Raw genomic sequence first — 14,479 nt, forward strand, 5'->3', positions numbered from 1 at the left:
GGCGGCGCGGGCGGTGCTGGTGCTGCTGTCGGACGAGCGGTCGGCCGGGGACGGCGCGGTGAGGGCGCGGCGGGAGTCGCCGGGAGACTGGGGGGCCGGAACGCATGAGGCTGGACGGGGTGGGGCGGCGCTACGGAGTGCGGGGCCCCTGGGTGCTGCGGGAGGTGCAACTCGACGTGCCCGTGGCGGCGCTGCTGCGTATCGAGGGGGCCAACGGCAGCGGGAAGTCCACGCTGCTGCGGCTGCTGGCCGGGATCGACCGGCCCAGCGCCGGAAGGATCACCGGCCGTCGGCGCAGCGCGTATGTGCCCGAACGGTTCCCGGTCGCCCTGCCCTTCACCGCCGTCGGCTACCTCACCCACCTCGGTCGCATCCACGGCCTGCGCGGTCCCGAAGCGGCCCGCCGCGCCACCGAGTGGCTCGACCGCTTCGGGGCGGCCGGGCATGCGCGGACCCCGATGGCCGAGCTGTCCATGGGGACGAGCCAGAAGGTGGCCGTCGCCCAGGCGCTGCTCGCCGAGCCCGGGCTCCTGGTGCTCGACGAGGCCTGGACGGGGCTGGACCGCAGCGCGCGTGAGGTGCTCGACCGGGCGGTCGCCGAGCGGGTCGCGGACGGCGGCACCGTCGTCTTCGTCGACCATGACCCGCGGCGGCTGGCCGGCGCGGCCGACGCCCGCTACCGGGTCGAGGACGGGCGGGTGTTGGCCCAGGACGCGCACGCTCCGACGGCGGGCCCGGTGGCTGTCAGCGGTCCCCGGATGACCATCGAGGCCGAGGGCGCACCGGGCAGCGTGCTGCCCGCCGGGCCGGACCGGGCACCCGCCGGAGCGCCACAGTTGCCCGGCGGAACGGAGATCTCGCCGGGACCGGACGGTACGACCCTGCTGACGGTCCCGGCCGTCCACTCCGACGCCGTACTGCGCGCCCTGCTCACCGCACGCCCGCCCTGGCACATCCGCGCGGTCACCGCCGCCCGTGAGTCGGACGACGGCGCCGCCTCCGGAACCGCCACCTCCGGAACCGCCGTCTCCGGAACCTCCGCGCCCGACACCGCCGCCCCCGGCGCCGAAGACCACCCCACCCCCGCACCCGACGAGGCGCCCCTCCCGTGACCGCTCTCCTCCGCTACCAGGCGGCCCTGCTCATCGGCTCGCACCGCTGGCTGCCCCCGGTCATCCTCTACGCCGCCTGGCTGGCCATCGGTGTGCAGGGCGGCAGCCCGATCCTCGGCTCGTTCGGCTATGCCGCCGGCGGTCTGCTGCCGGTCGCCGTATGGCTGACCCGGATCTGCGTCACCAACGAGCCGCCGGCCGCCCGCAATTGCGCGGCCGCGGCCGCCGGCCCCGACCGGGCCCACCTCGCCGCCGTGCTGACCGCGGCCGGCCCCGCGCTGGTGCTCGCGGTGGTCGGCGTGGGCCTGGTCGCGCTGCTGGCCGACCCGCGCTCCAACGACCACCGGGTGGCCGTCCCGGTCCTGCCCGCGGCCGTTGCCGGGCTGCTCACCGCGCTGACGTGCCTGCTGATGGGCATCGCGATCGGCGCGCTGAGCAACTGGCCGGTGCTGCGCAGCCCCGCCTGGGGCATCCCGGCGAGCCTGACGGCCGCCCTGCTGCTGCTCGTACTGGGCGCCTCGCCCGCCAACGCGGCCCTGTCCGGCATGGTCACCGGCTCCGCCCACGGCACGGTCCTCGCCCCCTGGCTGCCGCTCGCCGCCACCGCCTTGATCGCGGCCGCTGCCACCGCCGCCGCCTGCGCCCTCACCTCCCGCCGCAGCTGAAGGGGGTGGGTTCGGGGGTGGGGGGACGCACACCACGACCGAAGGACCACCCATGAGACTGCGTACCACCGGCGCGGCCGCCTGTGCCGTGGTGCTCGCCACCGCCGTGCTCACCGGCTGCAACCGCGGCAGCGACACCGCGGGCGGCAGGATCGGCATCGATGTGCCCCGTACGGACACCGACTTCTGGAATTCCTACCAGCAGTACCTCGAAAAGGACCTGGACCACGGCGGCCCGGCCGCGCTGCCGCTGTCCAACTCGCAGAACGACATCGCCAAGGTCGTCGCCGACGTCCAGGCGCTGACCGGCCAGGGGGCGAAGGCGATCGTGATGGCCCCGCAGGACACCGGCGCCATCTCCGCCGAGCTGCGGCGCCTGGCGGAGAAGAAGATCCCGGTGGTGAGCGTGGACACCCGCCCCGACGAGGGCAGCGTCTACATGGTCGTCCGCGCCGACAACCGCGCCTACGGCGAGAAGTCCTGCGAGTACCTCGGCCGACGCCTGGGCGGCAGGGGCCGGGTCGCCGAACTCCAGGGCGACCTCAGCTCGGTCAACGGCCGGGACCGGTCCGAGGCGTTCGCCGCCTGCATGCGACAGAAGTACCCCGGGATCACCGTGCACGAGCTGGCCACCGACTGGAAGGGTGACGTCGCCTCCGGCAAGCTGCAGAGCCTGCTCGCCCAGCACCCGGACCTCGACGGCATCTACCTGCAGGCCGGCGGCGCCTTCCTGCAGCCCACGCTCGCCCTCCTGGAACAGAAGAAGCTGCTCAGGCCGGCCGGCACCGACGGGCACCTCACCATCGTCTCCAACGACGGCATACCGGACGAGCTGGACGCGATCCGCGCCGGGAAGATCGACGCCACCCTCTCCCAGCCCGCCGACCTCTACGCCAAGTACGCGCTGTACTACGCCCGGGCCGCCCTGGCCGGGAAGGTGTTCCGGCCGGGGCCCACCGACCACGGTTCGACCATCGTGAAGATCAAGAACGGCCTGGAGGACCAGCTGCCCGCCCCCCTGGTCACCAAGGGCAACGTCGACGACAAGGCGCTGTGGGCCAATCAGCTGGAGAAGAAGCAGTAATGGGCGCGGAGACCGGCGAGCGGCCGGCGGCCGTGCACGCCGAGGGAATCGTCAAACGCTACGGCCCCACCGTCGCCCTCGACGGCGTCCGGCTGACCGTACGGCCCGGCGAGGCGCACGCCCTCGTCGGCCGCAACGGCGCCGGCAAGTCGACGCTGGTGTCCGTGCTGACCGGTATGGCACGCCCGGACGCCGGCCGCGTCACCTTCGACGGTGTGCCCGCACCCGCCTGGGGCGACACCGCCGCCTGGCGGCGCAGAGTCGCCTGCGTCCACCAGAGGTCGATGACCGTGCCGGAGCTGACCGTTGCGGAGAACCTCTACCTGGGCCGCTTCCCGGGCGGACGCACCATCCGCTGGCGGGCGCTGCGGGAGCGGGCCCGGGCACTGCTCGCCGAGTACGGCGTCGAGGCCGACCCGGCCGCCCGGATCAAGGATCTCGGCGTCGAGCAGCGGCAGTTCGTGGAGATCGCCCGGGCGCTGTCGTGCGGCGCCCGGCTGCTCGTCCTCGACGAGCCCACCGCGCGGCTGGACGCCCGCGGCATCGCCCGGCTCTTCGGCAAGCTGCGCGAGCTGCGCGACCAGGGGGTGGCCTTCCTGTTCATCTCGCACCATCTGCAGGAGGTCCACGAGCTGTGCGACACCGTCACCGTCTTCCGGGACGCCCGGCACGTACTGACCGCGCCGGTCCCCGCACTGGCCGAGGACGCGCTGGTGGCGGCGATGACGGGGGAGGAGGCGGCGGCCGCGCGGCAGCCGCGGGCGGGCGCGCGGACCCTGCGGGAGGCGGTGCTGCGGACCGAAGGGCTGGCCGTCGACGGGCACTTCGCTCCGCTCGATCTGACCGTACGCGGCGGCGAGGTGGTGGGGCTCGCGGGCGGCGCGGCCGGCGGCGGCACCGCGATCGGGCAGACCCTGGCCGGGCTGCGCGCCCCGGACGGCGGCCGGCTCACGGTGTGCGGGCGGCCGGTCCGCACCGGCAGCGTGCCGCACGCCCTCGACGCGGGCATCGGCTACGTCCCCGAGGACCGGCACCGCGAGGGACTCGTCCCGGGCCGCAGCGTCGCCGAGAACGCCACCCTGACCGTGACCGGCCGGCTCGGCCCGCTGGGCACGGTCCTGCCCTCCCGGACCCGCGAGTTCGCCCGCCGGATGATCGCCGCACTGGACATCAGGACGACCGGGCCCGGCCAGCCGGTGTCCGGACTCTCCGGCGGCAACCAGCAGAAGGTGGTGGTCGCCCGTGCGCTGGCCCGCGATCCCGCGGTGCTGGTGGCCGTCCGGCCCACCAACGGCGTCGACGTCCGGTCCAAGGAGGCGCTGCTGGGCGTCGTACGGGAGGTCGCCGACCGGGGGAGCGGCGTCGTGATCGTCTCCGACGAGCTGGACGACCTGCGGATCTGCGACCGGGTGCTGGCGGTCTTCCACGGCCGGGTGACCGCCGAGTTCGCGGCCGGCTGGCACGACCACGAACTGGTCGCCGCCATGGAGGGCATGACGGCCACCGGCGGCCCGGACGGTTCGCCGGACACCGGCCGGACCGCCGCACCGGACCGCTTTGCCGCACCGGCCGGACCCGCCGCACCGGCCGGACCCGCCGCACCGGCCGGACCCGCCGCACCGGACACCGGTCAGCCCGCCGCACCGGCCCACCCCGCCACAGACGGAACGGAAGGGACCGCCCCATGACCGAGACCGCCTCGCCGCCGGCCACCCGGCGTCCCGGCACCGCCGCACCACGCCGCCGGCCCCGGATCGGCCCGGGCCGCTGGCGGGACCTCTCCCTGGTGCCGGTGATCTTCGTGCTGGGCCTCATCGGCTTCATCGTCTCGCCCGCGTTCCTCACCGGGGACAACCTCATCGGCGTGGTCCAGCAGTCCACCGAGCTGGGCCTGCTGGTGCTCGGTGAGGCGCTCATCCTGATCAGCGGGCGGATGGATCTGTCGCTGGAGTCGACCATCGGCCTGGCCCCGGTACTCGCCCTGTGGCTGGTGACGCCCGCACACGGCGCCCGCTTCGCCGGGCTGGGGCTCCTCCCCTCCTGGACGGCGGTCCCGCTCTGCCTGGCCGTGGGCGCGGCCGTCGGCGCCACCAACGGCTTCCTGATCCTCACCCTGCGGGTCAACGGCTTCATCGCCACCCTCGGCATGCTGACCATGCTGCGCGGACTGCAAGTGGGCATCTCCGAGGGCCAGTCCATCGGCGACGTCCCCGACTCCTTCGCCTATCTGGGCAAGGCCGACTGGCTGGGCATCCCGGCCGCCGTATGGATCTGCCTCGTTCTCTTCGCCCTCGGCGGCGCCGCTCTGGGCTGTCTCCGGCACGGGCGGGCGCTGTACGCGGTGGGCGGCAACCCGGAGGCGGCCCGCGCGGCCGGCATCCGGGTGGACCGCCTCACCTGGACCGTGCTGACGCTCGGCGGGGTGCTCGCCGCCTTCGCGGGGATTCTCTACACCGGCCACTACGGCGCGGTGTCCGCGAGCCAGGGCAACGGCTGGATCTTCCAGGTCTTCGCCGCCGCGGTGATCGGCGGCATCGGCCTCAAGGGCGGCCGTGGCACGCTCTTCGGCGCGCTCACCGGGGTCCTCACCCTCCAGCTCGTGATCAATGTGATGACGCTGGCCGGGGTGCCGCCCCTGTGGACGCAGTTCCTCAACGGCCTGATCATCATCGTCGCCCTGGTCATCTCCCGCTTCACCAGCGGCGAGAAGCAGGACTGAGCGCCGCCATGCGCTATCCCCCCTACGGGCCACGGGAGTTGGGGCACAGCGGCGTCACCGTCCCGCCCCTGGGGCTGGGCTGTGCGCCGCTCGGCAACCTCTACCGCGCCGTCCCCGAGGCGCAGGCGCGCGAGGTCGTCCGCACCGCCCTCGCCACCGGCGCCCACTACTTCGACACCGCGCCCCACTACGGCGTGGGCCTCTCCGAGGAGCGCCTCGGCCGGGCGCTGCGGGACCACGACCGGGTCCGCTGCACCCTCTCCACCAAGGTCGGCCGCCGGCTGCGGCCGCTCGCCCCGGGGGAGCGCGCGGCGGGCGAGGGCTTCGTGGACACCCCCGCGCGGGCCCGCATGTGGGACCTCTCCCGCGACGGCATCCGTGCCACGCTCGAAGGGTCGCTGACCCGGCTCGGGGTGGACGCCGTCGACATCGTCCTGCTGCACGACGTCGAGGGCCGGCTGCGCGAGGTGTACGAGACCGGCTTCCCGGCCCTTGCCGAGCTGCGCGCCCAGGGGACGGTCCGGGCCATCGGGTTCGGCATGAACCACAGCGATGTGCTCGCCCGTCTGGTCGCCGACCTCGACGTCGACGTGGTGCTCTGCGCCGGCCGCTGGACCCTGCTGGAGCGCACCGCCGTCGACGACCTGCTGCCGGTCTGCGTCCGCCGCGGCACCTCGGTCGTCGTCGGCGGCGTCTACAACTCCGGTCTGCTGGCCGACCCGTCACCCGGCGCGCCCTACAACTACGCACCGGCGCCTGCCCCCGTGCTCGACCGGGCCCGTCAACTTGCGTCCGTCTGCGGGGAGTTCGATGTGCCCCTCAAAGCGGTGGCGCTCCGCTTCCCCTTCGGGCACCGTGCCGTCGCCGCGGCCGTGGTCGGCGCCGCCACACCGGCCGAAATGGCCGAGAACGCCCGGCTGTTCACCCATGACATCCCGGACGCGCTCTGGCATACGCTCGTCGCCCGCGGTCTGCTCGACCCCGATCTGCCGCTGCCCCTGAACGACTGAGCCCGATCCCGGAGCGCGCCCCGATGCGTATCGACGCCCATCACCACCTGTGGGACCTCAGCCGGCGCGAACAGCCCTGGATGGACGGCCCCTGGGCCGATCCGATCCGCCGCAGCTACGCGCTGTCCGACCTCATCCCGCATCTGACCGCGCACGGCGTCGACGGCACGCTCCTCGTCCAGTCGTCGTCCTCGTACGAGGAGACCGCCGAACTGCTCACCCTCGCGGCGGGGGAGGGGCCGGTCACCGGCGTCGTCGGTTGGGCCGATCTCCGCGATCCGGCGCTCGCCGAGGTGCTGACGGCGCTGCCCGCGGGGCTGGTGGGCATCCGGCACCAGGTACAGGACGAACCGGACCCCGACTGGCTCACCCGCCCCGACGTGCTGCGCGGCCTGGGCGTCCTGGCCGACGCCGGACTGGTCTACGACCTGCTGGTCACCCCGCGTGAACTGCCCGCCGCGCACACCGCGGTACGTGCCCTGCCCCAGCTGGCGTTCGTACTCGACCACGCCGGCAAACCGCCGGTCGCCTCGGGGGAGTGGCAGCCGTGGGCGGACGCCGTCACCGCCCTCGCCCCGCTGCCGAACGTCAGCTGCAAGCTGTCCGGGCTGGTCACCGAGGCCGACTGGGACGCCTGGCGGCCGCAGCAGATCCTGCCCTACGCCCGGCACGTCCTGGACGCCTTCGGCCCCGGCCGGGTGATGTTCGGCTCCGACTGGCCGGTGTGCACCCTGGCCGCCGGCTACGAGGACGTCGTCGCGCTCGCGGAGGCGGCCACCGGACAACTCGCGGCGGCGGAACGGTCGGACGTCTTCGGGGGAACGGCCGGGCGGGTCTACGGGGTCGGGGCGCCGCCGGCAGCGGAGTTCCCGGGCCGCTGACACGGCGTCCGGATTCCGCCAGCCACGGCGCCCGCCGCGCCGGAAGATCGAGTCGTACCGCGGAGCAACCCCCGCGACACGGCGCCGCCCCTGCGGAAGCCACGGAAGCACGGCTACGGAAGCACGGCATTCCGCACGGCTGCGCCCGGCCACGGACGACTCGATACGAAGGTGATGACGATGACGGCGACGGTGCTGACGGAGACGACGGTGGCGGGGAACGGCGTCCGGCCGCTGGCCGGCAAGGTGGCGCTGGTGACCGGCGGCAGCCGGGGGATCGGCCGGGCGATCGCGCTGCGGCTGGCCGCCGACGGCGCGGCGGTGGCCCTGACCTTCCGGAGCGGGCAGGACCTGGCCGCGCAGGTGGTCAAGGAGATCGAGCGGGCCGGGGGACAGGCCTGGGCGGTACGGGCCGACAGTGGCGACGCGGAAGCCGTGCGGGCCTCGGTGGCCGGCGCCGTCGACCGGTTCGGGCGGCTGGACATCCTGGTGAACAACGCGGGCATCGGCGTGCTCGGGCCGTTCGAGGACATCGCCCTCGACGATGTCGACCGGGTGCTGTGGACCAATGTCCGGGCGCCGTTCCTGGCGGCGCAGGCCGCGGCGGCGCATCTGCCCGAGGGAGGACGGATCATCTCCATCGGCAGCTGTATGGCCGAGCGGGTCGCCTTCCCCGGCGGCAGCCTCTACGCCACCAGCAAGGCCGCGCTCACCGGCCTGACCAGGACCCTGGCCCGGGAACTGGGGCCGCGCGGGATCACCGCCAACCTCGTGCACCCGGGGCCCATCGACACCGACATGAACCCCGCGGACGGCGACAGCGCGGCGATGCAGGCGGGGCTCACCGCGCTGGGGGCGTACGGCCGGGGCGCGGACGTCGCGGCGACGGTGGCCCATCTGGCGGGCGACGGCGGACGCTACATCACGGGCGCCTCGATCGCGGTGGACGGCGGCTTCGCGGCCTGACGGCGGGCGCGGGCGGGCCGGGCGTGGGCCGGGCGCGGGCCGGGCGTGGGCACCCGCCTCACAGCGAGGCGCGCAGCCACTGCTCCACGCTCGCGATGTGCACCGTCGCCCAGGCCCGCGCCGCCTCCGCGTCCCGGTCGCGCAGCGCACCGAGGATCGCCCGGTGCTCGGTGAGGGTGCGTGTCACCGCGTCCTTCTGCGTCAGCCCCCGCCAGACCCTGGCCCGGGTGGTCGGCCCGGACAGCCCCTCCAGCAGGGAGCACAGCACGGAGTTGCCGGAGGCCGCCACGATGCCGCGGTGGAACTCCAGGTCGCAGGCGACCAGATCCTCGACCGAGGGGGCCGGCCCCAACGCGTTCAACTGGGCCTCCAGGGCGTCCAGTTCCTCCGCCGGGATCCGGTCGGCCGCCATGGCCGTGGCGGCCGGCTCCAGGATCCGGCGGACGGCGAGGAACTCCAGCACCGTGTCGTCGCGGTGGAAGTCCACCACGAAACTCATCGCCTCCAGCAGGAGGGTGGGGTCCAGGCTGGTGACATAGGTGCCGTCGCCCTGGCGCACGTCCAGGATGCGGATGAGGGAGAGCGCGCGCACCGCCTCCCGCAGGGAGTTGCGGGACAGGCCGAGCTCGGCCGCCAGCTCGCTCTCCTTCGGCAGCCGGTCGCCCGGCCGCAGCGCGCCGGAGACGATCATGCCCTTGATCTTCTCGATCGCCTCGTCGGTGACCGCCATGCCGACCTCCCCGCTGGACCCGCCCGGTTCACGCCCACAGACATCCGATGTCTGAGGCCATTATGACTGGTCGGGCCGCCCCAGCCGTACGGCGATGGGGCGGCCCCGTGGACCGCCCCATCGTCACTCGCTGCACACGTCCTGGTGTGCCGTCAGCCGCTCCCGGCCACGGCCGACCGGTGTCAGCCCGCCAGCATGTCCTTGACCTTCGCCCGGACGTCCTCCGTGTCCAGTCCGCGGATCATCAGGGTGGTGCGGCGGCGCAGCACGTCGTCGACCGTCTCGGCCCACTCGTGATCGCGCGCGTAGGCGACCTGCGCCCAGATCTCCGGGGCGTCGGGGTGGATGCGCTCGGCCAGCGCCGGGTTCTCGTTCGCCAGCCGGGCGATGTCGAAGGACAGCGAGCCGTAGTGGGTGGCGAGGTGCCGCGCGGTCTCCGGGGCCATCCGCGGGCCGGGCGTACCGCCGTCGACGAGCAGCCGGTGCGCGACCGCGTTCGGGTTGGCGATACCGGGCAGCGGGAGCTTCTTCGGCAGATGCGCGATCGGCTCCATGTCCTCGGCCAGCGGCCGGCCGGGCAGCGCGGCGAGCTTGCTCATGACCGTACGGCCGATGTGCCGGAAGGTCGTCCACTTGCCGCCGGCCACCGACAGCATGCCGCCGCTGCCCTCGGTGACGACCGTCTCGCGCTTGGCCTTGGAGGTGTCGCCGGGGCCGCCGGGCAGCACCCGCAGACCCGCGAAGGAGTACGTGATCAGATCGCGCGAGAGCTGCTGGTCGCGGACGGAGAAGGCGGCCTCGTCCAGAATCTGGGCGGTGTCCTTCTCGGTGACCGCGACATCCGCCGGGTCGCCCTCGAACTCCTCGTCCGTGGTGCCCAGCAGCAGCATGTCCTCCCAGGGGAGGGCGAAGGTGATGCGGTACTTGTCGATCGGGGTGGCCAGCGCGGCCTTCCAGGGGGCGGTGCGCTTGAGGACCAGGTGCGCGCCCTTCGACAGCCGGATGGAGGGGGCCGCGTTCGGGTCCTCCATCTTGCGCAGGTGGTCCACCCACGGGCCGGTGGCGTTGAGCACCAGGCGGGCGTTGACGCCGAACTCCTCGCCCTCCATCCGGTCCTTGAGCTCGGCGCCGGTGACCCGGCCCTGGCTGAAGCGCAGGCCGGTGACCTCGGCGTGGTTGAGGACCGTGGCGCCGGCCGCGGCCGCCGCACGGACGGTCATCAGGGCCATCCGGGAGTCGTTCATCTGGTCGTCGCCGTACACGGCCACGGCCTTGAGGTTGTCCGTCCGCAGCTCCGGCACGTCACGCTGCGCCTTGGCCGGGGATATGACGTGCCCGACGCCGTCGCCGAACGCGGACAGCGCCGAGTAGGCGAAGACGCCCGCGCCCAGCTTGGCCGCGCCGTGCGGGCCGCCCTTGTAGACGGGCAGGTAGAAGGTCAGGGGATTGGCGAGGTGCGGTGCGACCTGGCGGGACACCGCACGCCGCTCGAAGTGGTTCTCCGCCACCAGCTTGACCGCGCCGGTCTGCAGGTAGCGCAGACCGCCGTGCAGCAGCTTGGAGGAGGCGGAGGAGGTGGCGCCGGCGAAGTCACCGGCATCCACCAGGGCCACCCGCAGTCCGGCCTGTGCGGCGTGCCAGGCGGTGGAGATGCCCAGGATGCCGCCGCCGATCACCAGGAGGTCGTACGTCGCCTTGGAAAGCTGCTCCCGAGTCTCGGCGCGGCTCGCGTGCGAACCACTGGCCGGGTGCGTCCCGAGTGCCGGGACGCTCTGCAGGGTGCTCATGTTTACTCCTCGTCCTCGATCCAGCCCATGGTCCGCTCGACGGCCTTGAGCCAGCTCTTGTACTCGCGGTCACGGGTGGCCGCATCCATCCGGGGGGTCCACTCGGCGGCCCGGCGCCAGTTGGCGCGCAGCTCGTCGGTGCTGGACCAGAAGCCGACGGCCAGTCCGGCCGCGTAGGCAGCGCCGAGGCAGGTGGTCTCGGCGACCATCGGGCGCACCACGGGAGCGTCCAAGAAGTCCGAGATGGTCTGCATCAGCAGGTTGTTGGAGGTCATACCGCCGTCGACCTTGAGCGCGGTCAGCTCGACGCCGGAGTCCTTGGTCATGGCGTCGGTGATCTCGCGGGTCTGCCAGGCGGTGGCCTCGAGCACGGCACGCGCGATGTGCGCCTTGGTGACATAGCGGGTCAGGCCCGCGATGACACCGCGCGCGTCCGAACGCCAGTAGGGGGCGAACAGGCCGGAGAAGGCCGGCACGAAGTACGCGCCGCCGTTGTCCTCGACCGTGCTGGCCAGGGTCTCGATCTCGGCCGCGCTGTTGATCAGGCCCATCTGGTCGCGCATCCACTGGACGAGCGAGCCGGTGACGGCGATGGAGCCTTCCAGGGCGTAGACCGGCTCCTGGTCGCCGATGCGGTAGCCGACGGTGGTCAGCAGCCCGTTGTACGAATTGACCGGCTCGTGACCGGTGTTCATCAGCATGAAGGTGCCGGTGCCGTACGTGGACTTGGCCTCGCCCTGCTCGAAACAGGTCTGGCCGAACAGCGCGGCCTGCTGGTCACCGAGCGCCGAGGCGACCGGGACGCCGGCCAGCACACCGCCGGTGGCGCGGCCGTAGACCTCGGAGGAGGACTTGATCTCCGGCAGCACCGCGGCCGGGATGTCCATCGAGGCGAGGATCTTCTCGTCCCACTGGAGGCCGTGCAGGTTCATCAGCATCGTGCGCGAGGCGTTCGTGACGTCGGTGACGTGCACGCCGCCGTCCACGCCGCCGGTCAGGTTCCAGATGACCCAGGAATCCATGGTGCCGAAGAGGATGTCGCCGCGCTCGGCGCGCTCGCGCAGGCCCTCGACGTTGTCGAGCAGCCAGCGGATCTTCGGACCGGCGAAGTACGAGGCCAGCGGCAGACCGGTCTCGCGGCGGAAGCGGTCCTGGCCGACGTTGCGACCGAGCTCCTTGCAGAGCGCGTCGGTGCGGGTGTCCTGCCAGACGATGGCGTTGTGGACCGGCTCACCGGTGGTCCGGTCCCACAGCACGGTGGTCTCGCGCTGGTTGGTGATGCCGATGGCCTTGACGTCGGCCGCGGTCAGCCCGGCCTTGTGGACGGCGCTGTCGACGACGTGCTGGACGTTGGTCCAGATCTCGGTGGCGTCGTGCTCGACCCAGCCCGGCTTCGGGAAGATCTGCTCGTGCTCCTTCTGGTCGACCGACACGATCCGGCCGTCCTTGTCGAAGACGATGCAGCGGCTGGACGTGGTGCCCTGGTCGATGGCCGCGATGAACGGGCCGTGCCCGTGGGACGCAGTGCCGTGCCCGTGGGAGGAGGTGGTGGGGGTGTCGCTCATGGTGTGTGCTCCAAGAAGTCTGTGCGGGCGGACGGGGCGGTCAGGCGGCTCAGGCGAACGCCACCTGGTAGATGCCTCCGGCGAGGGCTCCGCCGATCAGCGGACCGACGACCGGGATCCAGGCGTAACCCCAGTCTGAACCGCCCTTGTTCGGCAGCGGCAGCAGCGCGTGCACGATGCGCGGGCCGAGGTCGCGGACCGGGTTGATGGCGTACCCGGTCGGGCCGCCCAGCGACAGACCGATGCCGGTGACGACCAGCGCGACCAGCAGCGTGCCGATGACGCCGACGCCCTTTCCGTTGTCGCTCAGACCGAGCGTCAGGATCGACAGCACCAGCACGACGGTGGCGACGATCTCGGTGGCCAGGTTCTGCACGGCATGCCGGATCTCCGGGCCCGTGGAGAAGATGCCCAGTACCGGGCCGGCCTTCGGCGCGGTGGCCTGGTCGACCAGGCCTTCATGGCTGGTGTGATCGGCCAGTACCTCGGGGTCCGTCAGATGGGCACGGAACTGCCCGTAGTACACGATCCACACCAGGACGGCGCCGATCATGGCGCCGAACATCTCGCCGGCGAAGTAGACCGGCACCTGGCTCCATTCGATCCCGCCCTTGATGGCGAGGCCGATGGTGACCGCGGGGTTGAGGTTGGCGCCGGACTTCGCGGCGATGTAGGCACCCGTGAGGACGGCGAAGCCCCACCCGAAGGCGATGGCGACCCATCCGGCGTTGAACGCCTTGGAGCGCTTGAATGTGACGGCGGCGCAGACGCCACCGCCGAGCAAGATCAGAACAGCGGTACCGATGGTTTCGCTGATGAAGATGTCGGAGCTGGACACCCGCGACTCCTTTGTCCTTCGTCCAGGGAATAACGAACCCCCGGGTCCCGTCCGGTGGTCCGCGCCCTCCGAGAGGGCGGTGATCGGTCCGCGGCGATGCCCCACCATAGCGAATATTGCCGTTAGGTGTTCGACAATGCCGACCGATGAACGGCAGTTTTCTTCACCCGTAGCACCCCGTCAAGGGTTCCGTGGCCAAAAACTTAGGTGAACTTAACGGGTGAAAACGGTCAGAATCGCCCGGCGCCAAGATCCCGGGACACGGCGCGTGCGCAATCCCTCACAGCGGCGACGATTTCCGGCCGCAATTCGCCGTCGTTGCAGACCCGCTCCACCGCCCCCGTGATGCCCACCGCACCCACCGGCATCCGCCGCCGGTCGTGGATCGGCGCGGCCACCGAGGCCACCCCGTCCCAGGTCTCCTCCACGTCCGCGGCCCAGCCGCGCGCCCGGGTCAGATCCAGCAGCCCCTCGAAGTCCCCCAGGCCGGTCACCGTGCGCGGGGTGATGGCCTCCCGCTCCGCCTCGACGACCTCGCTGTGCGCGACCGGGTCGTACGCACACAGCACCTTGCCCAGCGCGGTGCTGTGCAGCGGGTGCATCGCGCCGACCTCCAGCACCTGCCGGCTGTCGTCGGGCCGGAAGACGTGGTGGACGACCAGTACGCCCTGCTGGTGCAGGACGCCCAGGTAGACGGCCTCGCCGCTGGAGCGGGCCAGGTCGTCGGTCCAGACCAGGGCGCGGGCCCGCAGCTCGTGCACGTCCAGGTAGCTGTTGCCCAGCCGCAGCAGCTCCGCCCCGAGCTGGTAGCGGCCGGAGGTGCCGTCCTGCTCGACGAAGCCCTCCTGCTGCAGCGTCCGCAGGATCCCGTGGGCGGTGCCCTTCGCCAGTCCCAGTGAGGAGGAGATGTCGGAGAGTCCCAGCCGCCGTTCCCCTCCTGCGAGCAGCCGCAGCATCGCTGCAGCGCGCTCCAGCGACTGGATGGTGCGTGCCATCGGGCAACCTCCGAAGTGTGCGGTTCGACAATGCTGAACGATATCGGCCCATGCCGACTGGAGTCAGGGAAGTGACGCGAGTTGGTCAGAGAAGCAACGAGTCTGCCAACGGACGCGGAAGGTGCCG

Annotated in this window: 13 protein-coding genes; 8 read left to right on the forward strand and 5 right to left on the reverse strand. The window is 72.7% G+C overall.

Features of this window, described 5'->3' with window-relative positions; all coding sequences use genetic code 11:
• Positions 1–104: 104 nt before the first annotated feature.
• From EST92_RS32005 to EST92_RS06730, 8 genes are all read left to right on the forward strand, one after another.
• Positions 105–1,112, forward strand: a complete 1,008-nt coding sequence (locus EST92_RS32005; protein ID WP_254068576.1) for an ATP-binding cassette domain-containing protein — start codon at positions 105–107, stop codon at positions 1,110–1,112.
• Positions 1,109–1,777 carry an ABC transporter gene (locus EST92_RS32010; RefSeq protein WP_254068578.1) on the forward strand — a complete coding sequence of 223 codons (669 nt, stop codon included), beginning with the start codon at positions 1,109–1,111 and terminating at the stop codon, positions 1,775–1,777. Before EST92_RS32005 ends, EST92_RS32010 begins: the two co-directional genes overlap by 4 nt.
• A gap of 52 nt (positions 1,778–1,829) precedes the next feature.
• Positions 1,830–2,861, forward strand: coding sequence for a sugar ABC transporter substrate-binding protein (locus tag EST92_RS06700; RefSeq protein WP_129280020.1), 1,032 nt, complete (start codon positions 1,830–1,832; stop codon positions 2,859–2,861).
• Positions 2,861–4,549, forward strand: a complete 1,689-nt coding sequence (locus EST92_RS06705; protein WP_216849078.1) for a sugar ABC transporter ATP-binding protein — start codon at positions 2,861–2,863, stop codon at positions 4,547–4,549. The genes EST92_RS06700 and EST92_RS06705 overlap by 1 nt, the downstream gene beginning before the upstream one ends.
• Positions 4,546–5,580: an ABC transporter permease gene (locus EST92_RS06715; protein WP_129280021.1), complete on the forward strand. Its 1,035-nt coding sequence runs from the start codon at positions 4,546–4,548 to the stop codon at positions 5,578–5,580. The genes EST92_RS06705 and EST92_RS06715 overlap by 4 nt, the downstream gene beginning before the upstream one ends.
• Positions 5,581–5,588: 8 nt before the next feature.
• Positions 5,589–6,590 (forward strand): aldo/keto reductase, encoded by a 1,002-nt coding sequence (locus EST92_RS06720; protein WP_129280022.1) that lies wholly within the window; start codon positions 5,589–5,591, stop codon positions 6,588–6,590.
• A gap of 23 nt (positions 6,591–6,613) precedes the next feature.
• Entirely contained in the window at positions 6,614–7,471 is an 858-nt protein-coding gene (locus EST92_RS06725) for an amidohydrolase family protein (RefSeq protein ID WP_129280023.1), read from the forward strand.
• A gap of 174 nt (positions 7,472–7,645) precedes the next feature.
• On the forward strand, positions 7,646–8,437 hold the full coding sequence (locus EST92_RS06730; RefSeq protein ID WP_129280024.1) for an SDR family oxidoreductase: 792 nt from the start codon (positions 7,646–7,648) through the stop codon (positions 8,435–8,437).
• Positions 8,438–8,495: 58 nt separating this feature from the next.
• On the opposite strand, the gene EST92_RS06735 is transcribed toward EST92_RS06730, so the two are convergent.
• The 5 genes from EST92_RS06735 to EST92_RS06755 form a co-directional block, all read right to left on the reverse strand.
• A complete protein-coding gene (locus EST92_RS06735; protein WP_129280025.1) occupies positions 8,496–9,167 on the reverse strand; it encodes a FadR/GntR family transcriptional regulator in 672 nt (223 codons plus the stop codon).
• Between the two features lie 182 nt (positions 9,168–9,349).
• Positions 9,350–10,954: a glycerol-3-phosphate dehydrogenase/oxidase gene (locus EST92_RS06740; protein ID WP_129280026.1), complete on the reverse strand. Its 1,605-nt coding sequence runs from the start codon at positions 10,952–10,954 to the stop codon at positions 9,350–9,352.
• 2 nt (positions 10,955–10,956) lie between these two features.
• Positions 10,957–12,519 (reverse strand): glycerol kinase GlpK, encoded by a 1,563-nt coding sequence (gene glpK / locus EST92_RS06745; RefSeq protein ID WP_129280027.1) that lies wholly within the window; start codon positions 12,517–12,519, stop codon positions 10,957–10,959.
• A gap of 49 nt (positions 12,520–12,568) precedes the next feature.
• Positions 12,569–13,357 (reverse strand): MIP/aquaporin family protein, encoded by a 789-nt coding sequence (locus EST92_RS06750; RefSeq protein WP_129280028.1) that lies wholly within the window; start codon positions 13,355–13,357, stop codon positions 12,569–12,571.
• Positions 13,358–13,587: 230 nt separating this feature from the next.
• Positions 13,588–14,352 (reverse strand): IclR family transcriptional regulator, encoded by a 765-nt coding sequence (locus EST92_RS06755; protein WP_129280029.1) that lies wholly within the window; start codon positions 14,350–14,352, stop codon positions 13,588–13,590.
• Positions 14,353–14,479 lie beyond the last annotated feature (127 nt).

It is taken from the genome of Streptomyces sp. TM32 (assembly GCF_004122755.1).
Taxonomy (GTDB): domain Bacteria; phylum Actinomycetota; class Actinomycetes; order Streptomycetales; family Streptomycetaceae; genus Streptomyces; species Streptomyces sioyaensis.